At 70.7% G+C, this 23,292-nt stretch carries 20 protein-coding genes; 10 read left to right on the plus strand and 10 right to left on the minus strand.

The window, feature by feature from the left end:
• Positions 1–277 precede the first annotated feature (277 nt).
• From ABD224_RS29445 to ABD224_RS13965, 5 genes are all read right to left on the minus strand, one after another.
• Positions 278–850, minus strand: coding sequence for a hypothetical protein (locus ABD224_RS29445; protein ID WP_425580976.1), 573 nt, complete (start codon positions 848–850; stop codon positions 278–280).
• Between the two features lie 56 nt (positions 851–906).
• Positions 907–1,440 (minus strand): SRPBCC family protein, encoded by a 534-nt coding sequence (locus ABD224_RS13950; protein WP_344049847.1) that lies wholly within the window; start codon positions 1,438–1,440, stop codon positions 907–909.
• An 86-nt stretch (positions 1,441–1,526) separates the two neighbouring features.
• Positions 1,527–2,465: a ketopantoate reductase family protein gene (locus ABD224_RS13955; protein ID WP_344049848.1), complete on the minus strand. Its 939-nt coding sequence runs from the start codon at positions 2,463–2,465 to the stop codon at positions 1,527–1,529.
• A gap of 174 nt (positions 2,466–2,639) precedes the next feature.
• Positions 2,640–3,419: an alpha/beta fold hydrolase gene (locus ABD224_RS13960; RefSeq protein WP_344049879.1), complete on the minus strand. Its 780-nt coding sequence runs from the start codon at positions 3,417–3,419 to the stop codon at positions 2,640–2,642.
• Positions 3,394–3,789 carry a DUF427 domain-containing protein gene (locus ABD224_RS13965; RefSeq protein ID WP_344049849.1) on the minus strand — a complete coding sequence of 132 codons (396 nt, stop codon included), beginning with the start codon at positions 3,787–3,789 and terminating at the stop codon, positions 3,394–3,396. Before ABD224_RS13965 ends, ABD224_RS13960 begins: the two co-directional genes overlap by 26 nt.
• Before the next feature lie 144 nt (positions 3,790–3,933).
• On the opposite strand from ABD224_RS13965, the gene ABD224_RS13970 reads away from it, so the two are divergent.
• From ABD224_RS13970 to ABD224_RS14015, 10 genes are all read left to right on the plus strand, one after another.
• Entirely contained in the window at positions 3,934–4,632 is a 699-nt protein-coding gene (locus tag ABD224_RS13970) for an SDR family oxidoreductase (RefSeq protein WP_344049850.1), read from the plus strand.
• A gap of 108 nt (positions 4,633–4,740) precedes the next feature.
• Positions 4,741–5,748 carry a methionine synthase gene (locus tag ABD224_RS13975; protein ID WP_344049851.1) on the plus strand — a complete coding sequence of 336 codons (1,008 nt, stop codon included), beginning with the start codon at positions 4,741–4,743 and terminating at the stop codon, positions 5,746–5,748.
• A 15-nt stretch (positions 5,749–5,763) separates the two neighbouring features.
• Positions 5,764–7,959: an NAD-dependent DNA ligase LigA gene (gene ligA, locus ABD224_RS13980; protein WP_344049852.1), complete on the plus strand. Its 2,196-nt coding sequence runs from the start codon at positions 5,764–5,766 to the stop codon at positions 7,957–7,959.
• 262 nt (positions 7,960–8,221) lie between these two features.
• Positions 8,222–10,489 (plus strand): putative bifunctional diguanylate cyclase/phosphodiesterase, encoded by a 2,268-nt coding sequence (locus tag ABD224_RS13985; RefSeq protein WP_344049853.1) that lies wholly within the window; start codon positions 8,222–8,224, stop codon positions 10,487–10,489.
• An 84-nt stretch (positions 10,490–10,573) separates the two neighbouring features.
• Positions 10,574–10,870, plus strand: coding sequence for an Asp-tRNA(Asn)/Glu-tRNA(Gln) amidotransferase subunit GatC (gene gatC / locus ABD224_RS13990; RefSeq protein WP_006130840.1), 297 nt, complete (start codon positions 10,574–10,576; stop codon positions 10,868–10,870).
• A 6-nt stretch (positions 10,871–10,876) separates the two neighbouring features.
• Positions 10,877–12,370 (plus strand): Asp-tRNA(Asn)/Glu-tRNA(Gln) amidotransferase subunit GatA, encoded by a 1,494-nt coding sequence (gene gatA, locus ABD224_RS13995; RefSeq protein ID WP_344049855.1) that lies wholly within the window; start codon positions 10,877–10,879, stop codon positions 12,368–12,370.
• Complete coding sequence (locus tag ABD224_RS14000; protein WP_344049856.1) at positions 12,367–12,609, plus strand: hypothetical protein; 243 nt, start codon at positions 12,367–12,369, stop codon at positions 12,607–12,609. The genes gatA and ABD224_RS14000 overlap by 4 nt, the downstream gene beginning before the upstream one ends.
• Positions 12,610–12,625: 16 nt before the next feature.
• Complete coding sequence (gene gatB, locus ABD224_RS14005; RefSeq protein WP_344049857.1) at positions 12,626–14,140, plus strand: Asp-tRNA(Asn)/Glu-tRNA(Gln) amidotransferase subunit GatB; 1,515 nt, start codon at positions 12,626–12,628, stop codon at positions 14,138–14,140.
• Between the two features lie 242 nt (positions 14,141–14,382).
• Positions 14,383–14,937, plus strand: a complete 555-nt coding sequence (locus tag ABD224_RS14010) for a hypothetical protein (RefSeq protein ID WP_344049858.1) — start codon at positions 14,383–14,385, stop codon at positions 14,935–14,937.
• 199 nt (positions 14,938–15,136) lie between these two features.
• Positions 15,137–17,365: an MMPL family transporter gene (locus tag ABD224_RS14015; protein WP_344049859.1), complete on the plus strand. Its 2,229-nt coding sequence runs from the start codon at positions 15,137–15,139 to the stop codon at positions 17,363–17,365.
• A 273-nt stretch (positions 17,366–17,638) separates the two neighbouring features.
• Here the strand turns inward: ABD224_RS14015 and fxlM are convergent, their stop codons facing one another.
• The 5 genes from fxlM to fxlA all read right to left on the minus strand — a co-directional run bounded on the left by fxlM (position 17,639) and on the right by fxlA (position 23,217).
• Positions 17,639–18,835 carry a methyltransferase, FxLD system gene (gene fxlM, locus ABD224_RS14020; RefSeq protein WP_344049860.1) on the minus strand — a complete coding sequence of 399 codons (1,197 nt, stop codon included), beginning with the start codon at positions 18,833–18,835 and terminating at the stop codon, positions 17,639–17,641.
• Between the two features lie 12 nt (positions 18,836–18,847).
• Positions 18,848–19,990, minus strand: a complete 1,143-nt coding sequence (locus tag ABD224_RS14025; protein WP_344049861.1) for a lanthionine synthetase C family protein — start codon at positions 19,988–19,990, stop codon at positions 18,848–18,850.
• Positions 19,987–20,778 (minus strand): thiopeptide-type bacteriocin biosynthesis protein, encoded by a 792-nt coding sequence (locus ABD224_RS14030; RefSeq protein WP_344049862.1) that lies wholly within the window; start codon positions 20,776–20,778, stop codon positions 19,987–19,989. Before ABD224_RS14030 ends, ABD224_RS14025 begins: the two co-directional genes overlap by 4 nt.
• The gene (locus ABD224_RS14035; protein WP_344049863.1) at positions 20,772–22,970 is read right to left on the minus strand and encodes a lantibiotic dehydratase family protein; all 2,199 of its coding nucleotides are present in this window, start codon (positions 22,968–22,970) and stop codon (positions 20,772–20,774) included. Before ABD224_RS14035 ends, ABD224_RS14030 begins: the two co-directional genes overlap by 7 nt.
• 70 nt (positions 22,971–23,040) lie before the next feature.
• Positions 23,041–23,217, minus strand: a complete 177-nt coding sequence (gene fxlA / locus ABD224_RS14040) for an FxLD family lanthipeptide (RefSeq protein WP_344049864.1) — start codon at positions 23,215–23,217, stop codon at positions 23,041–23,043.
• Positions 23,218–23,292: the final 75 nt, after the last annotated feature.

Below are 23,292 nucleotides of genomic sequence, written 5' to 3' on the forward strand. Positions count from 1 at the left end.
CTGCTGGGTCCGTTTCTTTGTTGCCTCATCAGCCTGCCATCCCTGAATAACGATCTCGTGCGTCGCGTCGTCCACCCAGACCGCGGGGCAGTTGCCGCCGCTGGACTCGGGATCGATACCGATGAACCGTAGAGCCAAGGAGACCTCACCAGTCGAGCGGGTTGCATGAGCTTGCACCAACTTCACCCCTGGAGAAGCGCGCGTCAAGTGTGCCGGGCAGGCCAAAAAAGCACCTGATTCACAATCAGCATGGTTTCAGAGATCGTGCAGTTGGCGATCAAGCGGCTGGGGTGAGGACGATCAGGAGAGGCCCTGCGGCCTTGTCCCAGCCCTGGCCGGTCTCGACGGCCGTCCTGCCGGCGCCTGCGATGCCGTCTTGGACGGGAGCGAGGAATTCGCGGCGGAAGCGGGCCTGAGCGTCGGGGTTCATGCCGCTCATGGAGACGACTGCGCCGACCTTTGCGTCGAGGACCGCAGCCGCCTCGTCGAAGTTGTCGCCGGTCCACTCGTCCATGTGCTCGTCGGCCGACTCCACGAGGTCGGCCGGGTGGCCGTGTGCCTCAACCTCCTCGACGAGCTTGTCCAGCGTGGGGAAGGAGACGACGGCTGTGTTCCCGGAGGCGTCGTGGACGCAGGGCTCAACTGCGTAGCCCTGTGTCTTGAACTCCTCAACCTTCGTGGCCTGCGCCGGATCGCCGGCCGGGCCCGGCGAGGCAGCCTCGGAGGCCGCCCGCCGGCCTTCGACCGCAACGTCTGCAAGCGCCGCAATGCCGTGGAACGTTGCTCCAACCGCTTGAAGCAGTGGTGCAGCATCGCGACGAGGTACGACAAGACAGCCCAGTCCTGCCAAGCAGCCGTCACCCTCGCATCGCTCCTGATGCGGGCGTGGCACTCTGACTACAACTCCTAGGACCGGCGTTCCGCCGTCTCCTTGATCCCGGCCAGGGTGGCCTCCATGCCCTTGCCGAGTTCCTTGAGGCGGTAGGCGATGATCGCCTCCTCCTGGTCGGGGGTGCGGTCGATGTACGCGCTCAGGCCCGAGCGGCCGGGGCCGATCACGACCGACTGACGCAGAACGGTGCCCCCCTCCGAAGCCGGAGTGAGGGCGAAGGACCAGGTGGCCAGCCGGTCCGCCGGGTCCCCGGAGGCCTTGCCGAAGCGTCCGTCGAAGTCCAGCACGCACCAGGTGAGGGCGTGCTCCGGGACGACCTCCGTGAAGTGGGAGAGGGTCCGCCACTCGCCCACGATCGGATTCCGGTTGTATCCGAGGTAGCGGGCACCCGGCGCCGGCCGGTCGGCACCGTCCTGCCACTCCACGCGCACCAGTTCGGGGCTCCACTCGGTCATGGTCTCGACATCGGTGATGACGTCCCAGACCCGTGAGGGCTCCGCCGCGATGTGCACCTCGCGGTGCGTGCTGGGCCGGTCGGCGTAACGCATGGCTGCTCCCGTGCGGGCGCGGTCGTTCGCCGCTTCCGCACGGGGAGTGTAGGGGTGTCACCCCTCCGGGACGCGGGTTGGATTGGTCACAGGGACGCCACTTCGGACACCAGCCGGGCGACCGTCGGCGCCGGAACGCCGTGCCGCTGCGCGGCGCGCAGCACGGCGCCGCCGATCGCGTCGAGCTCCAGGGCGCGGCCCGCCGCGGCGTCGCGCTGCATCGAGGACCTCGTCCCGGCGGGAAACGCGTCGTACATCGCCAGGATCCGGTCGGGGTCGAGCGGTGCCCCGGCGGCACGGCCGACGGCAGTGATCTCGCCGACCAGGGCGATCAGTTCCTCGCGATGGCCGGTGCGGATCGTGCCGACGGGGGCGTCGTAGCGGGTGGTGAGGAGGGCGAAGGGGGCGAGGAAGGCCAGCTTCGTCCACAGGACGGCGGTCTCGGACTCGGCCAGGCGGGTCCGCACACCGGCGGACTCCAGCACGGCGGCCAGGCCGGTGAGCGGGCGCGCGGTCTTCCCGGCCAGGTCGATCTCGGTGAACGGGCTGCCGTGCTCGATGACACCGGGTGCGACGCGGGCCGACTCGACGCGGATGACGCCCGCGGCCACCCGGTCGTCGCCGTAGCGGCGGCGCAGGGTGTCGAGGTGCTCGATGCCGTTGAGGAGGGGAAGGACAAGACCGTCCGTGCCGAGCACGGCCGGCGGCACCCGGTCCAGCGCGGCGTCCAGAGCGGTGTGCTTGACGGCCACCACGCACAGGTCGACCGGCTCCCGCAGTGCGGTGTCCGCCTCGACCGTGGCGGTGAAGTCCCCGAACTGGCCGCTGCGCACCCGTATCCCGTCCTTGCTCAGGACCTGCGCCGTCGCCTCCCCGGCCAGGCAGATCACCCGGTGTCCCGCCCGGGACAGCAGCGCGGCGAGCAGTCCGCCGACGCCGCCGGGGCCGAGCACGGCCACGGTCCAGGGGCGGGAGCCGTCCCCGGTGGAAGCGGTGTCGGCGGCGTCGTGAGCGGTGCCGGGCATGGCCGTGGTGTCCCTTCGGTCGCGGTGCGGGTGCGGTGCGGTCGCGGTGCGTCCCCGGCGGGGCGGAGCCGCCGTCTCGGCGGGGGTCGGCAGCGACGGGTCTCGGCGCGGGGCCGGCCCCGGCTCATCGTGCCGTGGACGAGGACCGTCGCACGAGCGGTTTCCCGAACCGCTTCACGAGGTGAAGAACTCCGCCAGCACCGGTGCCAGCACCTCCGGTTCCACCGCGTGGGTCTGGCCCTCCAGGACGCGGTACGTCCCCTGGGGCACGGCCTGTGCGACCGCCCTGGCCGCCTCGCGCAGCCAGGCCGGGCTCGCGCTGCCCGCGAGGGAGAGGACCGGCACGGTGATCGTGGCCAACAGGTCACGGGGGACCCGGCTGTCGCCCATCACGGCGTCGTCATGGGCGAGGGTGGGGGCGAGCGACTCCATGCCGGGCCACAGGGGGGACTGGCGGGCGCTGGCGATCACCTCGGGATCCAGACCGGTGAGCCGCAGGAACAGTTCCACCGCGTCACCGCGGCGGCCCTGGGCGAGCGCCTCGGTCAGGGCCGCGGTGTACTCCGCGCGCTCCTGTGCGCCGCCCTCGTGGACGACGTACGGCGGCTCGTAGACGGCCACCTTGCGGACCGGCAGCCCGCTCGCCGCCGCCCTCAGGGCCAGCGCGCCGCCCGAGGAGACCCCGTACAGCGCCGCCTCGCCGCCCACCGCGTCGATCAGCGCGGCGAGGTCCTCCACCTCGCGCTCCACCGCGTACGGCGCCGTGTTCCCGCTCCCGCCGCGGCCCCGGCGGTCGTAGACGACGGCCTCGCAGCGGTCCGACAGCGCCGCCGCCAGCGGGGCCGCCGTGGCGCCCGTCGACATCGCGCCGCCGACGAGGACGACCACCGGCCCCTGTCCGGTGCGGCGGTAGGCAAGAGGGGTGCCGTCACGCGAAACGGTCTGCTTGTCCATGCCGGTCATGCCAGTCACACTGCCACGCCCCGGCGGACTCGTCCGGTTGCAACACCTCCACGTCGTAGAAGCACAGGTGGTCCTTGATCTCGGCGACCTCCGGCTTCGGATCGGGGTATGCCCACACCACGTCCGCCGCGTTCGGCAGGGACCAGTAGGAGGCCGTGCCCTTGAAGGGGCAGTACGTGTGCGTGCCGGACGGCGTCAGCAGGTCGAGGCGTACGTCCTCGGCCGGCAGGTAGTACCGCGGGGGACAGCCCGTCTCGCGCAGCATCAGGGGACGGTTGCTCTCCGCGAGGACCTGACCGTCGTGCACCACGCGCACGTGGTCGTCGGTCCGGTCGATCGTGATCGTGTGTTCCTGGGTCATACCGGAACAGCGCCCGCGGGCCCCGGGTTCTTCCCGTCTCCGGCGTCCGCGGAGGCGATGACGCACCCGAGAGAGGCGACGTGCCCGAAGGAGGCGACGTGCCCGAAGGAGGCACCGAGCGGTCGCCGGCGCCGTGGTGCGAGCATGGCGGACATGGCTACTCATGTGATCACCGGGGCCGGTTCCGGCATCGGCGAGGCCGTGGCCCGCCGGCTGCACGCACGCGGGGACGAGCTCGTGCTGCTCGCGCGCGACGCGGCGCGCGCCAAGGAGCTGGCGGCCCGGTTCCCGGGCGCGCGGACCCTGGTCGGCGACCTGGCCGACCCCGACCGGCTGAGCTGGGCGTTCTCGCACCAGACGCTGCCCGACCGGGTGGACTCCCTGCTGCACGTCGCGGGCGTGGTCGATCTCGGCCGGGTCGGCGAACTCACCCCGAAGCACTGGCGTCACCAGCTGGACGTCAACCTGATCGGCCCCGCCGAACTGACCCGGCACTTCCTGCCCCAGCTGCGCGCCTCGCGCGGCCACGTGGTGTTCGTCAACTCGGGCGCGGGGCTGAACGCCCACGCCGGCTGGTCCGCGTACGCCGCCTCCAAGCACGGTCTGAAGGCCCTGGCCGACTCCCTGCGCCAGGAGGAGCACGCCAACGGCATCCGGGTCACCTCCGTCTACCCGGGCCGCACCGCCAGCCCCATGCAGGCCAAGGTCCACCAGCAGGAGGGCAAGGAGTACGACCCGGACAAGTGGATCGACCCCGAGTCGGTCGCCACGACCATCCTCCTGGCGCTCGACCTGCCGAGGGATGCGGAGATCAACGACCTGACGGTCCGGCCGGGGCGGTGAGCGGGCTCCGTACGCCGGAACTCCCGTGGGCCCGTGTGCGCGGACTTCCGCGCACACGGGGCTCCGGGTCCTCCGCACGCCGTGCCGGGAGTTGCATAGGCTTCCCGGGTGAGTGAGAACAGCCAGTTCAGCTTCGGTGCGGCCACCGGCGTCGGGTCCATGCCCGGAGAGGACGTCCGGGAGGCCGTCAAGATCGTCACCGGCACCTTCGAGGACTTCCCCTTCCTGCCCGAGCTGCCCGCGCGCGGCCCCGGTGCCGACATGATCGGGCGGACCGCCGGGATGCTCGTCGAGCTGTACGCGCGCGTGGAGCCCAGCGGCTGGCGGATCGGGGACCGGCCGGGGCGGGACACCCGGCGGGCGCGGTCCTGGCTCGGGGAGGACCTGGACGCCCTGGAGGAGTTCACCCAGGGGTACGAGGGCCTGCTCAAGGTGCAGGCGGTGGGGCCGTGGACGCTCGCCGCCCGCCTGGAGCTCAAGAACGGCGAGGCGGCCCTGTCCGACCCCGGCGCCTGCCGGGACCTGACGGCCTCGCTCGCCGAGGGGCTGCGGCTCCATCTCGCGGAGGTGCGGCGGCGCGTGCCCGGCGCCCGGCTCGTCCTCCAGCTCGACGAGCCGTCCCTGACCGCCGTCCTGCGCGGGCGGGTGAGGACCGCCAGCGGGTACCGGACCCACCGCGCCGTCGACCGGCAGGTGGTGGAGGCCGCGCTGCGGGACGTCGTCGGGGCGCACACCGAGGGCCCGGTCGTGGTGCACTCCTGCGCACCGGAGGTCCCCGTCGCCCTGCTGCGCCGGGCGGGCGCCGCGGCGGTCTCCCTCGATCTCTCGCTCCTCACCGAGCGTGACGACGACGCGATCGGGGAGGCGGTGGAAGCGGGCACCCGGTTCTTCATGGGAGCCGTCCCGGGCACGGACGGCCCGTTGTCGGACCCTGCCGGTAGCGTCATGGGTGTCAGGACGCTGTGGCGCAGGCTGGGGCTGGAACCCGGGCTTCTCGCCGAGGCGGTCACGGTCACTCCGGCATGCGGACTCGCGGGTGCTTCCCCCGTCTACGCACGCCGGGCGCTCGCCCACTGCGTCCAGGCGGCGCGATCCCTGGCGGACAACCCAGAGTAACGGGAGGACAACACGGTGGCCGGCGACAAGCAGCAAGCGGAGACAGGAGTGCCCGCCGAGGCACGGGAGCGGCACGCGCAGCTCGCGGAGCAGGTCGAGGAGCACCGTTTCCGGTACTACGTCAAGGACGCCCCCGTCATCAGCGACGCCGAGTTCGACCGGCTCCTGCGCTCCCTGGAGGAGCTGGAGGAGGAGTATCCGGCGCTGCGCACGCCCGACTCGCCCACCCAGAAGGTCGCCGGGTCGTACAAGACGGAGTTCACTCCCGTCGAGCACCGCCAGCGGATGCTCTCGCTCGACAACACCTTCAACGACGACGACCTCGCCGCCTGGACCGAGCGCATCGCCAGGGAGCTGGGCGACCAGGAGTACCACTTCCTGTGCGAGCTCAAGGTCGACGGACTCGCCGTCAACCTCACCTACGAGCACGGCCGGCTCACGCGTGCGGCGACCCGCGGCGACGGCCGCACCGGTGAGGACATCACCCCCAACATCCGGACCATCGCGGAGATTCCGGACCGGCTGAAGGGCGACCGTGTCCCGGATCTCGTGGAGATCCGCGGCGAGGTCTACTTCCCGATGGAGAAGTTCGAGGAGCTCAACCGCCGTCTGGTCGAGGCCGGTGACAAGCCGTTCGCCAACCCGCGCAACGCGGCGGCGGGTTCGGTGCGCCAGAAGGACCCGCGGGTCACCGCCTCCCGCCCGCTGCACATGGTGGTGCACGGCATCGGCGCCCTGGAAGGCTTCGAGAGCCTCACCCGCCTCTCGCAGGCCTATGAGCTGCTGCACTCCTGGGGTCTGCCCACGTCCCGGCACAACAGGGTGGTCGACGACCTGGAGGGCGTCCGGGAGTTCATCGCGTACTACGGCGAGCACCGGCACTCGGTGGAGCACGAGATCGACGGAGTGGTCGTCAAGGTCGACGAGATCCGCCTCCAGGGCCGGCTGGGCTCCACGGCGCGCGCACCGCGCTGGGCGATCGCGTACAAGTACGCGCCCGAGGAGGTCAACACCAAGCTGATCGACATCAAGGTGGGTGTCGGCCGCACCGGCCGGGTCACGCCGTACGCGCAAGTGGAACCGGTCAGGGTGGCCGGCTCCGAGGTGGAGTTCGCGACCCTGCACAACCAGGACGTCGTCAAGGCCAAGGGAGTGCTCATCGGCGACACGGTGGTGCTGCGCAAGGCCGGTGACGTCATCCCGGAGATCCTCGGCCCGGTCGTCGACCTGCGCGACGGCAGCGAGCGGGAGTTCGTCATGCCGACCCACTGCCCCGAGTGCGGTACGCCGCTGCGGGCCATGAAGGAGGGCGAGGTCGATCTGCGGTGCCCCAACGCCCGTGGGTGCCCGGCCCAGTTGCGGGAGCGGGTCGCCTATCTCGCGGGCCGGGAGTGCCTGGACATCGAGCACTTCGGCGAGGTGGCGGCGGCCGCGCTCACCCGCCCGCTGGAGCCGGCCGACCCGCCGCTCGTCGACGAGGGCGACCTGTTCGACCTCACCGTGGAGAAGCTGCTGCCCATCAAGGCCCATGTCCTCGACCCGGACAGCGGGCTGCCCAAGCGCGACCCGAAGACGGGCGAGGAGAAGGTCGTCACCGTCTTCGCCAACCAGAAGGGCGAGCCGAAGAAGAACACCCTGGCGCTGCTGCGGAACATCGAGGAGGCCAAGAACCGCCCGCTGGCCCGCTTCCTGAACGGGCTGTCCATCCGTCATGTCGGACCGGTCGCCGCCCAGGCGCTGGCCCGTGAGTTCCGCTCCATCGACCGTATCGAGCAGGCCACCGAGGAGGAGCTGGCGAACACCGAGGGCGTGGGCCCGGTCATCGCCGCCGCGGTGAAGGAGTGGTTCGCCGAGGACTGGCACCGGGAGATCATCCGCAAGTGGAAGGCCGCCGGGGTCCGCCTGGAGGACGAGAACGGCGACGAGGACGAGGGCCCGCGTCCGCTCGAGGGCCTGACGGTCGTGGTCACCGGCACTCTCGAGAAGTTCACCCGGGACGGCGCCAAGGAGGCGCTGCAGAGCCGGGGAGCGAAGGTGACCGGTTCGGTGTCGAAGAAAACCTCTTTTGTGGTCGTAGGTGACAACCCTGGTTCTAAATACGACAAAGCAGTGCAACTCAAAGTACCGGTCCTGAACGAGGAAGGATTCGGCATCCTGTTGGAGCAGGGCCCGGACGCGGCGGCCGAAGTCGCACTCCCGACCGGCGAGTAGTGGTTGAAGGCCGCCCGTACGGTGCATACCAGATGCATACGGGTGGCCGGGGTGCATTCGGGCAACCGTCGGCGACCGCTGCCCGTGAAAGGCTTCTGCGGCCTACTGTTGGGGGTGTGCGCCTGCCGTGCCCAGCTGCGGTCGGGGCAGCCCCGTGCTCGTCATGGGCGCGTGGAAGGGTTTTCCAGAAGCGGTGCTGCCCCGAAGCCGTCGGACGGCGGACCGCATGGCGTGGGCACCGCCGGCTGTGAGAGGGACGGGAATGGAACCGACGGAGAGCGCCGCCCCGCACTCACGGCTGCGCCGACGGGTCGGCACCTGGTGGGGGAGCAGGAAGCGGACACCGGAGCGCCCGGGTGTGAGACCGGAGCGTCCGGGTGTCAGAGAGCGCACCGGGGGCATGGCCGGGCAGTACGGCGCGGCCGAACTCCGCGCCCACACGCAGCCGGTCGCCGGACGCGCCCCCGGGTTCGCGGGCGCCGGGACCGAACAGCACCGGTTCCGGCGCGTGTTGCCGGCGGCGGTCGTCACCGTGGCCGCCCTCGCCCTGGGCGCCGGGTTCTTCGGGGCGGTCAGCGGCGGTCGCGCGCTCTTCCCGTCCGGCACCGTCGGCTGGTCCCTGGCCGTGCTCACCGGCGTCATCGTCGCCCACCTGGTCATGCTCGACCGGGCCCGCTGGTGGATCGGCACCGGCTCCGGCGCCGTCCTCACCCTCGCCGTGCTGCTGCTCCACGGCTGGGTGCCCGCCGGCCTGGTCAGCCTCACCGTCGTCGTCCTGGTCGGCGTCGCCCGCCGCCACCGCTGGCGCCAGGGCGTGATGCACGGCGCGGTGGACATCCTCGGCATCGGCGCCGGCGCCCTGGTGCTGGCCGCCTTCGGCCGGGTGCCGACCGTGGAGCACCCCTGGGACCCGGACGGCTGGACCGCGGCCACCGTCCTGCAGGTGGTGCCGGCCGCCGGTGCCTATCTCGCGGTCACCCGCGCCCTGCTGTGGGCCCTGCAGGCCTGCCGCACCGCGAGAGTGCCCACCATCGCCCGCAGCGCTCTGCTCAGACAGGGCCTGATCGGCGTCGCCCTGCTCGGCATCGCCCCTCTGGTCTGCGTCGTCGCCGTTGCCAAGCCCGTCCTGCTGCCCCTGTTCGCCGTCCCCCTCATCGCGCTGGACTCCGCCCTGTGGATGGCCCGGGTCCGGGCCGAGGAGCAGCTGCGCGACCCGCTGACCGGGCTGCCCAACCGGCAGTGGCTGCTGGAGCGCATCTGGACCGCCCTGGAGGAGGCCGAACGCGTCGACGCCCGGACCGCTCTGATGCTGATCGACCTCGACCGCTTCCGGTCGGTCAACGACACGCTCGGCCATCTCGCCGGGGACCGGCTGCTGCTGCAGATCGCCGACCGGCTGCGCCGGGCCCTGCCCCGCGGGGCGGAGGCCGCGCGGCTCGGCGGCGACGAGTTCGCCGTTCTGCTGCCGGTCGCCGACTCCACGACCTCCGCGACCCGTGTCGCGCGCGCCCTGGTCACCGACCTCAGCTCCCCGCTCGACCTCGACGGGCTCACCCTCGTCCTGGAGGCCAGCGCCGGGGTCGCGGTCTTCCCCGACCACGCCCTGGACGCCGAGGGCCTGCTGCGCCGGGCGGACGTGGCGATGTACCAGGCCAAGCGGGACCGCACGGGCGTGGAGGCCTACGAGTCCAAGCGGGACTCCAACACCCCCGACCGGCTGGGGCTGCTGGGCGATCTGCGCCGGGCCCTGGACGCCCACGAGGTCGAGCTGCACTACCAGCCCAAGGTCCGTTTCGACGGACAGGTCGCGGGGCTGGAGGCACTGGTGCGCTGGGTGCACCCCGAGCGCGGCAAGGTGCCCCCGGACGAGTTCATAGCGATCGCCGAGTCCTCCGGGCTGATGCCCCATCTGACGGACTACGTGCTGGAGACCGCGCTCGAGCAGGTCGCCCGGTGGCGGGCACGGGGCCTGAACGTGCCGGTCGCGGTCAACGTCTCCCCGCGCGATGTGCACGTCCCCGGCTTCGCCGGCTCGGTGGCCGCCCGGCTGGCCCGGCACGGCGTCCCGGCGGGCGCGCTGCAACTGGAGATCACCGAGCACGTCCTGCTGGAGGACCCCCAGCGGGCCGCCGACACCCTGCACGCCCTGACCGGGCACGGGGTGCGGATGTCGCTGGACGACTTCGGCACCGGGTACTCCTCGCTGGTGCACCTGCGGCGGCTGCCGGTGAGCGAGCTGAAGATCGACCGCTCGTTCGTGGCCCGGCTGGCCCTGGACGCCGAGGACGCCGAGATCGTGCGCTGCACCGTCGACCTCGCGCACTCCCTCGGCCTGCTCGTGGTCGCGGAGGGCGTCGAGGACGACGAGACCTGGGAGCGGCTGCGCGACCTGGGCTGCGACGCCGTACAGGGCTGGCTCGTCGCCGCCGCGATGCCCGCGGAGGAGACCACGGCCTGGCTGCGGGCCCGGGAGTCACGCGGCTGGGTGCGCCCCGCCGCCGCGCTGCCCGCGGCGGCGAGCGACGAGTGACCTCCGTCGGCGTTTCACGGTCACCGGACCGTGCCCCATAGGATTGGGCCCAAACCGCACACACTCACCCCAGAGGAACGCTGCATGCCTGGCATCACGCGCGAGGAGGTCGCCCACCTCGCCCGGCTGGCGCGTCTGGAGCTGAAGCCCGAAGAGCTCGACCACTTCGCAGGCCAGCTGGACGACATCATCGGCGCGGTGGCCCGCGTCAGTGAGGTCGCCGACCAAGACGTACCGCCGACCTCCCACCCGCTGCCGCTGACCAACGTCATGCGCGCGGACGAGGTCCGTCCGTCGCTCACCCCCGAGCAGGCGCTCTCCGGCGCCCCGGCCCAGGAGCAGCAGCGTTTCAAGGTGCCGCAGATCCTGGGGGAGGAGTAAGCCGCCATGACGGACATCATCAGGCTCACCGCCGCCGAGATCGCCGGGAAGATCGCCTCCGGTGAGCTCACGGCCGTCGAGGTCACCGAGGCCCACCTCGCCCGGATCGACGCCGTCGACGAGAAGGTGCACGCCTTCCTGTACGTCGACCGCGAGGGCGCCCTCGCCCAGGCCCGCGCCGTCGACGACAAGCGCGCGCGGGGCGAGAAGCTCGGCCCGCTGGCCGGCGTCCCCCTCGCGCTGAAGGACATCTTCACCACCGAGGGCGTGCCGACCACCGTCGGCTCCAGGATGCTCGAGGGCTGGATCCCGCCGTACGACGCGACCCTCACCAAGCGGCTCAAGGCCGCCGGCGTCGTCATCCTCGGCAAGACCAACATGGACGAGTTCGCCATGGGCTCGTCGACGGAGAACAGCGCCTACGGCCCGACCGGCAACCCCTGGGACCTCACCAGGGTCCCCGGCGGCTCCGGCGGCGGCTCCTCCGCCGCGCTCGCCTCCTTCCAGGCGCCGCTCGCCATCGGCACCGACACCGGCGGCTCCATCCGCCAGCCGGCCGCCGTCACCGGCACGGTCGGTGTGAAGCCGACGTACGGCGCGGTCTCCCGCTACGGCATGGTCGCCTTCTCCTCCTCCCTCGACCAGGGCGGCCCCTGCGCCCGTACGGTCCTGGACGCGGCCCTGCTGCACGAGGTGATCGCCGGGCACGACCCGATGGACTCCACCTCCATCGACGAGCCGGTCCCGCCGGTCGTCGAGGCCGCCCGCAACGGCAGCGTCGCGGGCATGCGCGTCGGCGTGGTCAGGCAGTTCCGCGGCGAGGGCTACCAGGCCGGTGTCCTCCAGCGCTTCGACGAGGCCGTGGAGCTGATGAAGGAGCTGGGCGCCGAGATCGTCGAGCTGGACTGCCCGTCCTTCGACCTGGCGCTGTCGGCGTACTACCTGATCGCGCCCTCCGAGTGCTCCTCCAACCTGGCCCGCTTCGACGGCCTGCGCTACGGCCTGCGCAGCGGCGACAACGGCAGCCGCTCCGCCGAGGAGGTCACCTCCCTCACCCGTGAGGAGGGCTTCGGCCCCGAGGTCAAGCGCCGCATCATGCTCGGCACGTACGCGCTCAGCTCCGGCTACTACGACGCGTACTACGGCAGCGCGCAGAAGGTCCGCACCCTCATCAAGCGGGACTTCGACAAGGCGTTCGAGCAGGTCGACGTGATCGTCTCCCCGACGACCCCGACCACCGCCTTCCCGATCGGCGAGCGCGCCGACGACCCCATGGCGATGTACCTCGCGGACCTGTGCACCATCCCGGCCAACCTCGCGGGCAACGCGGCCATGTCCCTGCCCTGCGGTCTCGCGCCGGAGGACAACCTCCCGGTCGGTCTGCAGATCATCGCTCCGGTGATGAAGGACGACCGCCTGTACAAGGCGGGTGCCGCCGTGGAGGCCGCCTTCGTGCAAAAGTGGGGGCACCCGCTGCTCGAGGAGGCTCCGTCGTTGTGAGCAAGGCACTGCAGAAGGCCAAGGGCTTCAAGAAGTCCAAGTCCGGTACGTATCTGTCCATGGCCGCCACCGCACTCGGCGCGATCAGTGTCGTCAAGCAGATCAGGAAGGCCCGCGCCGAGCACGACACGCTGCGCCTGATCGACGCCACCGTGTCCGCCGCCTCGATCGTCACCGGCCTCGCCATCCTCTACCGCGAGCTGAAGCGGCTGGGCGACGACGACGTCCTGCTGGGCTGAGAGGGAAGTTTTCACCGTGACCACCACGACCGACCTGGTGTCGTACGAGGAAGCGCTGGCGTCGTACGACCCCGTCATGGGCCTCGAGGTCCATGTCGAACTCGGCACCAAGACCAAGATGTTCTGCGGGTGTTCGACCGCGCTCGGCGCCGAGCCGAACACCCAGACCTGCCCGGTCTGCCTCGGCCTGCCCGGCGCACTCCCGGTCGTCAACGCGACCGGCGTGGAGTACGCCCTCAGGATCGGCCTCGCGCTGAACTGCGAGATCGCCGAGTGGTGCCGCTTCGCCCGGAAGAACTACTTCTATCCGGACATGCCGAAGAACTTCCAGACCTCCCAGTACGACGAGCCGATCGCCTTCAACGGCTACCTCGACGTACAGCTGGAGGACGGCGAGATCTTCCGCGTGGAGATCGAGCGGGCCCACATGGAGGAGGACACCGGCAAGTCGACGCACATCGGCGGCGCCACCGGCCGTATCCACGGCGCGGCCTACTCCCTGCTGGACTACAACCGCGCCGGCATCCCGCTCATCGAGATCGTCACCAAGCCGATCACCGGCGCCGGCGAGCGCGCCCCCGAGGTCGCCAAGGCGTACGTCCGTGAGCTGCGCGAGCTCATCCGGGCGCTCGGCGTGTCCGAGGCCCGCATGGAGATGGGCCAGATGCGCTGCGACGTGAACCTGTCGCTGAGGCCCAGGGGCACGGAGGCGTTCGGCACGCGCTCGGAGACGAAGAACGTCAACTCGCTCCGGTCCGTGGAGCGCGCGGTCCGGTACGAGATCCAGCGCCACGCCGCCGTCCTGAGCAGCGGCGGCACGGTGGTCCAGGAGACCCGCCACTTCCACGAGGACACGGGGACGACGACCTCGGGCCGGACCAAGGAGGAGGCCGAGGACTACCGGTACTTCCCCGAGCCGGACCTGGTTCCGGTGGCCCCGCCGCGCGAGTGGGTCGAGGAGATCCGCGCCGCGCTGCCCGAGCTGCCGCTGGCCCGCCGTACCCGGCTGCTGGCGGAGTGGGGCATCTCCACCACCGACATGCAGGCGATCCTCAACGCCGGCGCCCTGGACCTGATCGCCGCCACGATCGAGGCCGGCGCGGACGTCGTCTCCGCCCGCAAGTGGTGGATGGGCGAGCTCGCCCGGGCCGCCAACGAGTCGGGCAAGGCCCTGGACGAGCTGCCGATCACCCCCGCCCAGGTGGCCCGGATCACCGAGCTGGTCGCCAAGGGAGACCTGAACGACAAGCTGGCCCGCCAGGTCATCGAGGGCGTTCTCGCCGGTGAGGGCGGCCCGGACGAGGTTGTCGAGAAGCGCGGCCTGAAGGTCGTCTCCGACGAGGGCGCGCTGAACGCCGCCGTCGACGAGGCCATCGCCGGCAACCAGGCCATCGTGGACAAGATCCGCGGTGGCAAGGTCGCCGCGGTCGGCGCCCTGGTCGGCGCGGTCATGAAGGCCACCCGCGGCCAGGCCGACGCGGCGCGCGTCAAGGAGCTGCTCCTGGAGAAGCTGGGCGTCGGCGAAGGCTGACCCGGACTCGACGAAGGGGTGCACCGAGGACCGGTGCACCCCTTCGTCATGCGCACGAGCAGCCCTCTTCGCCGCTCCGCCGCGCCTCCGGGGCCGCCACCGCACAGGCGCTGCCGCGGGGGCAGCGAGGGAGAAACGGGGGAGGGCAGGGCGGTCGGCGAGACCGTTCATCGCTCCTGCCCGGCGGCCGGTGCGAACCCCCTCACCGGGCCGGTGTGCCGGAGGCGCTACGCTCCCGCGCCATGAGTGGACGCGCCGATTCCGATACGCACCCCGAGATAACCGAGGCCGACGACGTCCAGGCCGCCGCGGTGCGGGCGGTACGGGACGACGCCGACGAGCAGGGGAAGCACACCGAGGGCACCGCCGGGAACGCCACCGGCACCGACGCCGGGAACGACGCGGGCGCCGACGCGGGGACCGGCACCGAGACCGACGACACGGGCGACGCCGACGCCGTCGACAACACAGACAGCACAGGTGACGCGGACAACGCGAACAACGCAGACGACACAGGCGACGCGGACGACATCGCGGACGAGGACCTCGCGCAGGTCGCCCGGCGTGCCCGCTGGACCGCGACCAGTTCCGGTGCGCTGCTGACGTTCGCCGGGTTCGCCGCGGCGCTGCTGCGGCTGGCCCGTCCGGCCCCCGCGCTCGTCCCGGCCGCCTACGCCACCGGCGCCGGCGTCTGCGCCGTCGCGGCCCTCCTCGGCTCCCGCGGACGTACCCGGCGGGCGCTGTGGCTGATGATCGCAGGGGTGATGGTGATGGCGCTCGGCGATCAGTTCGACTGAGCCGCCCGAGCCGCTGTGAGGCGGCTGAACCCCCTGTGAATTGAGTCGCACTTGTGCGCAGAGGGCCGCTCACGCCTCAAACGATCACTTTTGCCTGCAAGAGTGTATGCGGATTGCTCATGCGGTCTTTGCGGGCCGTTTCCGTCATGGACGACTGTTCCCGGTCAAAGATCCGCACAGCCACTCTGGGAGCACGTTTGTGGCAGCCCTAGCACGCTGGTGTGTCCGGCACCGTCTCGCCGTCGTACTGCTCTGGCTCCTCGCTCTCGGCGGCGTCACCACGGCTGCCGCCGTCGCCGGTCCGGCGTACTCCAACGACTACGAGGTCCCCGGCACCGAATCGGGCCGCGCCGTCCGGCTGCTCCAGGAGGGCTTCCCGGGACTCGGCGGCGACAGCGACACCATCGTGTGGCACACCCCGGACGGCACCGTGCGCGACCCCGACGTCGAGCAGACGATGAGCCGCACCCTGGACCGCATAGCCGCCCTGCCCCGGGTGGCCGCCGTGACCAGCCCGTACAAGAGCCACGACGCGCAGCGGATCAGCCGCGACGGACGTACCGCGTACGCCACGGTCGCCTTCACCGACGAGGCCCGGGACATCACCAGGGCCGAGGCCCAGGCCGTGGTCACGGCCGCCAAGGCCGCCGAGACCGCCGGGCTCCAGGTGGAGCTCGGCGGCAGCGCGATCGGGGTCACCCAGACCTCCGGCGGGCACAGCGCCGAGATCGTCGGCGTGGCCGTGGCCGGGGTGGTGCTCCTGCTCGCGTTCGGCTCGCTCGCCGCCTCCCTGCTGCCCATCGCCACCGCCCTGGTGAGCGTCGGCACCGCCCACGCCGCCATCGGACTCCTCGGCCACGCCATGACGGTCGCCGACTTCGCGCCCATGCTGGGCATGCTGATCGGGCTCGGCGTCGGCATCGACTACGCGCTGTTCATCGTCACCCGGCACCGAGGCGGACTGAAACGCGGACTCGGCACCACCGAGGCGGCCGTGAACGCCGTCGCCACCACGGGACGGGCCGTCGTCTTCGCGGGTGCCACCGTGTGCATCGCCCTGCTCGGCATGCTGATCCTGCGGCTCGGCTTCCTCAACGGCGTGGCGGTCGCCGCCTCGCTGACCGTGCTCCTGACCGTCGCGGCCTCGGTGACGTTGCTGCCCGCCCTGCTGTCCTTCATCGGCCTGCGCGCCCTGAGCCGGCGCGAGCGGCGCCGGCTGGCCGAGCACGGCCCCCGGCCCGAGCTGCCCACCGGGTTCGCCGCCCGCTGGTCGGCCTTCGTCGAACGCCACCCCAGGCTGCTCGGCGCCGTCGCCCTCGCCGTCGTCACCGTGCTCGCCCTGCCCACGCTCTCCCTCCGCCTGGGCTCCTCCGACCAGGGCAACGACCCCAGCACGGCCACCACCCGGAAGGCGTACGACCTCATGGCCGAGGGCTTCGGCCCCGGCATCAACGGGCCGCTCACGCTGGTGACCCGTGTGCACGGGGCCGAGGCCAAGCTCGCCCTCGACAACCTCGACGACACCCTGCGCACCACCGAGGGCGTCGCCGCGGTGACCCCGGCGACCTACAACACCGGCGGCACCACCGCCTACCTGACCGTCGTCCCCGACTCCGCGCCCCAGGCGCAGCGCACCAGCGAGCTCGTCGACCGGCTGCGCACCGAGGTGCTGCCGCGCGCCCAGACCGGCACCTCGCTCGACCTGCACGTCGGCGGGGTCACCGCCGGACACGACGACTTCGCCGAGGCGATCACCGACCGGCTGCCGCTGTTCGTGGGCGTGGTCGTCGGCCTCGGCTGCGTCCTGCTGCTGCTCGCCTTCCGGTCCCTCGGCGTCCCCCTGAAGGCCGCCGCGATGAACATCGCCGCCGTCGCCGCCGCCTTCGGGGTCGTCGTCATGATCTTCCAGTGGGGCTGGGGCAGTGAGTTCCTGGGCCTCGGCCGGGCCGGGCCCATCGAACCCTTCCTCCCCGTGATCATGGTCTCGGTGCTCTTCGGGCTGTCCATGGACTACCAGGTCTTCCTGGTCAGCCGGATGTACGAGGAGTGGCGGGAGACCGGCGACAACCGGCGGGCCGTCCGCGTCGGCCTCGCCGAGACCGGCCGGGTGATCAATTCCGCCGCGGTCATCATGATCTCGGTCTTCCTCGCCTTCGTGCTCGGCGGCGACCGGGTGATCGCCATGTTCGGCATCGCGCTCGCCGCCGCCGTCGCCCTGGACGCGTTCGTGCTGCGCACCCTGCTCGTGCCCGCCCTGATGCATCTGCTCGGCCGCGCCAACTGGTGGCTGCCGCGCTCACTGGACCGGGTGCTGCCCCGGTTCAGCATCGAACCGCCCGAGTGCCGCGCCGGTCAGGAGAGGCTCAGCGGCGCGGTGGAGGAACTGGCGAGGGAACAGCGGCCGGACGTACGCGACGTCCCCGGGTGACGACGAAGCCGGACCAAGATCGCCGGACCCCCGGCACACCGCGGATTTCCCCGCGCACCCGACCGGGGGCGCGCGTTCCTCACCGTCGGAACGTCAACGGCCGCGATCTGTTACATCCCAGTGCACTGCGCCCCCGAGCCGGGGGAAACTCGGGGACGCAGTAAGGAGCGGGTCAGGTAACTACAACGTGGCTCTCCAAGACCCGCGGGTGAGAGTAGCCGTGCCGTAGGGTGATGGCGACCCGGGCGGTGGCAGAGGCCCTTTTGGCTTGGTTCAGTACGCGAGGGTGATGTGGCTCTCGGGCTTTCTGATCACGTGACCTGCTGTGGCTCCGGTCTCAGCGGGCGTGACGATCATCCGTGGGATGGCCAGGCGGTCGGGGCCCCAGGCTTCGATATGTGCGATGAGGTCCCGTGCGAGCTCCTCGCGCCGCGGGCCGTAGGCGGCCGCGTCGAGTCGGAACGGTCGCTCGGGGTCGGCGCCTTCGCGGCTAATGGTCAGGTAGGCCAGTGAGCCGCCCTCGACCAGGACGGGGGTGCGGATGGGTGTGGCGGGCCTGCGAACCAGTTCCTGCTCCAACGCCCTCGGAGTGACTTCCAGTCGGCATACGCGGTCGTCGCTGGCCGTGGCCCGCAGCCATACCCCGTCAAACGACTCCTCGCCTCCGACTCGCTGGTCGGAGGCGACCTCGAGAGCCGGCTCGCCCGACTGCAGGGTGGCGGCAAGGGCAGCGACGTCGACGTCCTGATCCTGGTCGTAGTGCACGCGGATGGTGTCGTCCGCGTTGAGAGCTGAGGTCTTCTCGCCGTTCTGCCCGATGATCGGGACGAACCCGCACAGCTCCATGCCCTCGGAGACCAGCTTGCTGCCGCGGCGGATCAGCGCGACCGAACGGGTCTGTCCGCGCCAGCGCAGCGGCAGAACAAGGCGACCGCCGTTTTTCAACTGTTCCCACCAAGCAGTGGGAATGTCCCAGACGCCGACCGTGGCGATGATCTTGTCGTACGGTGCGTTCTCGATTGCGCCGAGCAGACCGTTGCGCTCGATCACTGTGACACGGTCGTACCCAGCAGCGTTGAGAGTAGTACGGGCGTGCAGGGCGACGTCGGAGTCAATGTCGACGGTCGTGACCTTCTCGGGGCCGACGAGCTCGGCCAGGAGGGCGGCGTTGTAGCCGGTGCCGGCACCGATCTCGAGGACGTTGTCACCTGCTCGGGCACCGAGCTGCTCGAGCATCATTGCGACAACGGATGGCACGGATGCGCAGGAGAGGGCGAGAGGCCCGTCAGGGTTGTCTTTGATGATCACGGCCTGGTCTGTGTAGGCGTCCTTGAGGTTGATGCCGGGCAGGAAAGCGTCCCGGGGCACGGTGCGCATGACCCGTTCCACATCGGCGGGCATGCTGCGTTGACTGAGGATCTCGTCGACGAGCCGGTTGCGAAGCTGGTCGGCTGTAGGGGTCTGGCTCAATGTATGTCGCTTTCAGTCGAGGAGTAGGCAGGTCTCCCACCCTGAGTCAACGGGGCGGACGGTGGTGAGGGTGTGCAGCGTGAGGAGCACGCCGACGTGGCCGGTGAGCAGGCCGTTGTGCTCGGTTGTCTGGCGACGCGCCATTTCGGTGGTAAGGCGGTCATACAGTGCGGGCAGGACTTGGGTGAGACCGGGCGACGCGGCATCGGCGGCAATACGGTCGGCGGTCAGGAGAAGACCCGCCCACCCATGGCAGAGCGACGTGTCGGTGATCTGGTCGGTCTGCCGGGGGTCGGTGATGGCCTGCAGAGCCGTGTACTCGGCGAGGCGACGCGCGGTGTCGTCATGAAGAGCGAGCGCGGCGAGCTGTAGGGCGCGTGCGATGCCGGGAGTGCCGTAGCACCACGAGGGACGGCTGGGGGCGGCTCCGGGCTGGGGTCCTTGCAGGTAGGCGTTGAGCGACAGGCATTCAGGCCATCCGGTGCCACCCCCGGCGAGGGGCTGCACCCAGGCTGTGAGGTGGGTGATGCCTTCGGCGAGGGCGTCGTCCTGCCCGGCAACGATGTAGTCGGCGCGGCGGGCCAGGGCGAGCAGGGCGAGTGGCCCGGCTACACCGTGCGCGATACCGAAGTTGGCGTGGCCGTGGGCTAGCTGTCCGGTATCGGGGGTGTCTCGCGGGCCGGTTGCCGCCCACCATCCAGGTACCTTGTGGCCATTGACGGTGAGCGGTTCGGTGAGCAGCTTCACCAGGTAGCGCAAGACGGGCTTGAGTGCCTTGTCACGTCCGCGGTGCAAGAGGTAGACGCCAAGCCCGGTCAGGCCGCTGATTAGGTCGTATTCCCTCAGGTGCGGCGGGGTTCGGTTGTCCATGCGGCGATGGGCGGCGGCCAAGCGATCAGCGACGATTGCGACGACTTCGGCGTCGAGCTGAGCGAGGGCCCGCGCGTAGGCCGGGTGGCCGGCGATGTGCAAGACGTATGCGACCGCGGGAACGCCGCGGTATAGGCTCGCGTACGTCGGGTGGCCGTTGATGGGCTGAGAGCTCAGAGTCTTGGCTGCATCGTGGGCTTTCGACCAGTGACCTGAGTCGCGGGCGACGACCATTTCGTAGAGAGCGGTCGCGGCGTAGCCGGCGCCGAGGTTGTCGTGATTCATGAGGTCTTCCTCAGCAGCAGGAATCGGCAAGCCTGCCGTGCGGCGTGACGGGCCGTTGCCTCACTCTCCCGGTTGGGGCCGACCAACCGGTTGTGGTGCATGTGGAGCAGGGATTGCAGGACTTGCTCCAGTCGGCTGTCATCCGTCTGCGCCCGGTACGTCTCGAGGGCGGCCCGCCGCTGGGCGATGGCCTGTGCGAGGCGTGGTGTGGCGTTCCGGAGGGGCTGGGCGTTGACCTGGTCGACGGTCTGCCGGGTGATGCCGAAGCGGCCGGTGCCGCGCACGGAGGTGCGTGCCATCCAGGCTTGGCCTTCACGCGTGCCGAGGAACCCCTCCGCGATGTCGATCATGCTGAGGGCGCACAGCGTTTCCCGCTCCAAGGCGGGCAGGTCGGTGAGGGCATAGCGGGTGACGAGGCTGTCGGCAATGAACACGTCCTCGGCTGCGGCCATGGCTGCCCCAGTGCCGTAGCGGCCGATCTCGGGCCGGTAGCCGTCGAGGACGAGCTGGGAAGCGAGCCCGTCTGCGGTGAGCTGGCGCATCCAGGAAGACAGAGCTCGCAGAGTGGCCACGTGGTTGCCAGAGTCGACACGAATGCGGAGATGATCGGGCTCCTGCAGGGACCGGTACCGCACAAACCACGCCCGTGCGGTACCAAGATCGTCGAGCAGCCGGGGTAGCCGCGCCGTGATGATCTGATCCATGGCGGTGGGATGGGTGAACACTTTCGCCTGAGTCCACCGCTGCGCACTGTCTGCAGGATGCGCCAGGTCCCGGTTGGTCACCACGGGGGCGTGCGTGAGATCCGGATGGGGGCTGGCGCCCGGGTGGTGACGAGCGGGATCGTCAGCTCGTGGGCGTACCCCAGCCAGCCGAGTTCCTCATCGCTCACGGCCTCGGTGAGCACCGCGTGCGAGTAGCGGCGAAGATGCTGGTGGATGAGGCGCGCGTGAAGGGATTCGGTCAGGTCCAGGGGCATGGTCCGGTCGTCGTCCAGCAGTCGCAGCCGGGCGGGGCAGTGCCAGATGTCCGCCCATTCCCTCAGCGCCTTGTGCCAGGCCGGACTGAATGGTCCTGCGGGTAAGTCCGTGGCCGTCAGTTTCCAGCGTGCCGGGGTCAGCACGGCGCGACGGTAGCGGACGCGGGGCAGGTAGGGCAGCGCCGACGCGGCCGGCCCCCAGTCGAACGCGGTCCAGGCCGTGGCGAAGCCACGCCCGAGCTGGGCCAGGAACCGGGCGAGCGGCGGAGCCTGCTTCTCCAGGGCAAGGGGGTGCAGCACTTGCGGCTCCACGATGCGCCGTCGGGAGATGCTGACCAGGTGCAGAGCGCTGCCGGTGGAGTACACGGCAAGGTCGTCGACGTCGATGAGATGGTCCGCTGAGGTCCGGGTCTCGCCCACAGGTATGGCGTAGGGCAGCAAGGTGGGGATGCGAGAGACGTTCTGGGCGTGCGGGAAGTCGGGCATGAAGGAGAGCTGAGCAGGCAGGGCTCCCTCGGTCATAGTGGGCAGTGTCCGATACAGCTCTGACAGCCTGGCCCCAAGCACGGTTGTGAAGCGGCCGGAAAGAACGCCGGCCGTCCACGCGGGCCGCACATCGAGGATGAAGTCGCCGCTGCTTACGGCTTCTTCGCTGGCGGCCCGAACCTTGAACGCGATCTCCACGTGCGGAGCCGTTGGTCTGTCCTGCTCGCTTCCGGCGAGGTCGTCGATGTCCTGCTCCGTGAGGACGATCTCACGGGCGCCGGTCACAGCCGCCTGCATGGCCCGCGCTGCGAGTTGCTCGTCGCGCGGCAGCACCTTGAGCAGTGGCGGACGCCACCCCGACATCGGATAGTCGGCCGGCAGTCCGATACCCGCGGCCAGGTCGACGGCGTCACGGACCGGGACCAGGACCCCGGTGCCGTAGCGTTCCCCAAAGTGTGTCTGGTAGGCGGCCCAAGCGGGTGATTCCCCCTGAGTTCGGGTCAGGCGGGCAAGCGCGTGCGCTGCACGTTCTACTTCGTCCAAGACCTGGCGGGGTACGGACACGCGGGCGTCGATGCGTAGGTCGAGGCTGATCCTGCTGCGGCAGGCTGCTGGCTGGATCGTCTGCATTGCGGTGTCAGCCTGGTCCCGCAGCCTGCTGGCCTCCTCATGGTCAGACGACCGGTTGTGGGCGGCAAGGATCAGCCTCGTCTCCTCCAAGCGGTCGAGGATCTGGATCGTGTCCTCGTCGAGCGTGTCGGCGTGCGGCCGTAATGTGCGGACAATGTGGTCGGCGGGATCCTCGACCGTCATGGGCGCGGCAAGGTCGCTGGTCAGGTACCCGTCTTCCAAGGCCTGACCGATCAATCGAGTGGCCTGGGCTGGCGTGCCGCCTGCTGTGGCCAGGACTTCCAGGAGATGGTGGCCGGTGGTTGATGTGGCCGCCGCAGCCAAAAGGATGGCCAGGGGGCGGGTGAGCGGTGCGCTCGCCAGACGTCCGCCTGAGCGGGGCACGCAGATGGCGTCACCGCGCCGGAACGAGAGTGTGTTGACCTGAATCGTCAGGTGCGGGAGGACGTCGGCGCGGCGCTCCAGCATGCGGCGTACATGATCGACCCACAGCGTGTCGGGACGTGCGAACGCCCGGTGGTCCTCGCTGACGTCCGCAGACACCGGCCCGATATCGGCGAGAGCTACGCCGGCGAAGAGACCGAATGGCGTCGGCCGGGACGTTGCCCGCAGAAGGTAGCTGGCGACGGACAGAGTCGCGCTACGCAGCCGCTTCCGCGGGACCTTTCGGCCATCCAGGATCTGTTCGATGAAGGCGACCAGCCGGGGAGACGCCGCTCGCAACGCTTCAACAAAGGAGTTGGCCGTCCAGACTCGGGCCAGCCACTGGTGGCATTCCTCCGGGGATTCCACATCGGGCCAGTCATCCGGGCGAGCCTGCACAGGTAGAGCGGCAGCGCGTAAGACCAGGACGTCGCCGTGCCTGCGGAAGGTGCTTTGGGCCATCAGCCGTGTCCCTCCAGGGATGTGCGGTGGTGCGGGCACGGAAGGTGTGCCCGCACCACCGCAGGTCGGGTCACTTTGATACGCAGGCCGACGCGCAGGACGGCTTGCAGCCGTCATTCGTGTCGCAGGCCTCGACGACCGGGATCGGAGTCTGGGTGATGGTGGTCGTCAGTTCCCAGTCCTCGGGGAGTACAGATCCGTCGAGAACGGTCAACTGCGGAGGCTGCTGATAGGTCGTGTTCGCCATTGATGCTCCTCAATCGTCGGTCCGCCCCCCCGGGAAGGGGGCGAAGGGGGCCCAGGACCCCCGCTGAGGACTGCT

The organism is Streptomyces thermoalcalitolerans (assembly GCF_039525155.1).
In the GTDB taxonomy this organism is placed as follows: Bacteria; Actinomycetota; Actinomycetes; order Streptomycetales; family Streptomycetaceae; genus Streptomyces; species Streptomyces thermovulgaris.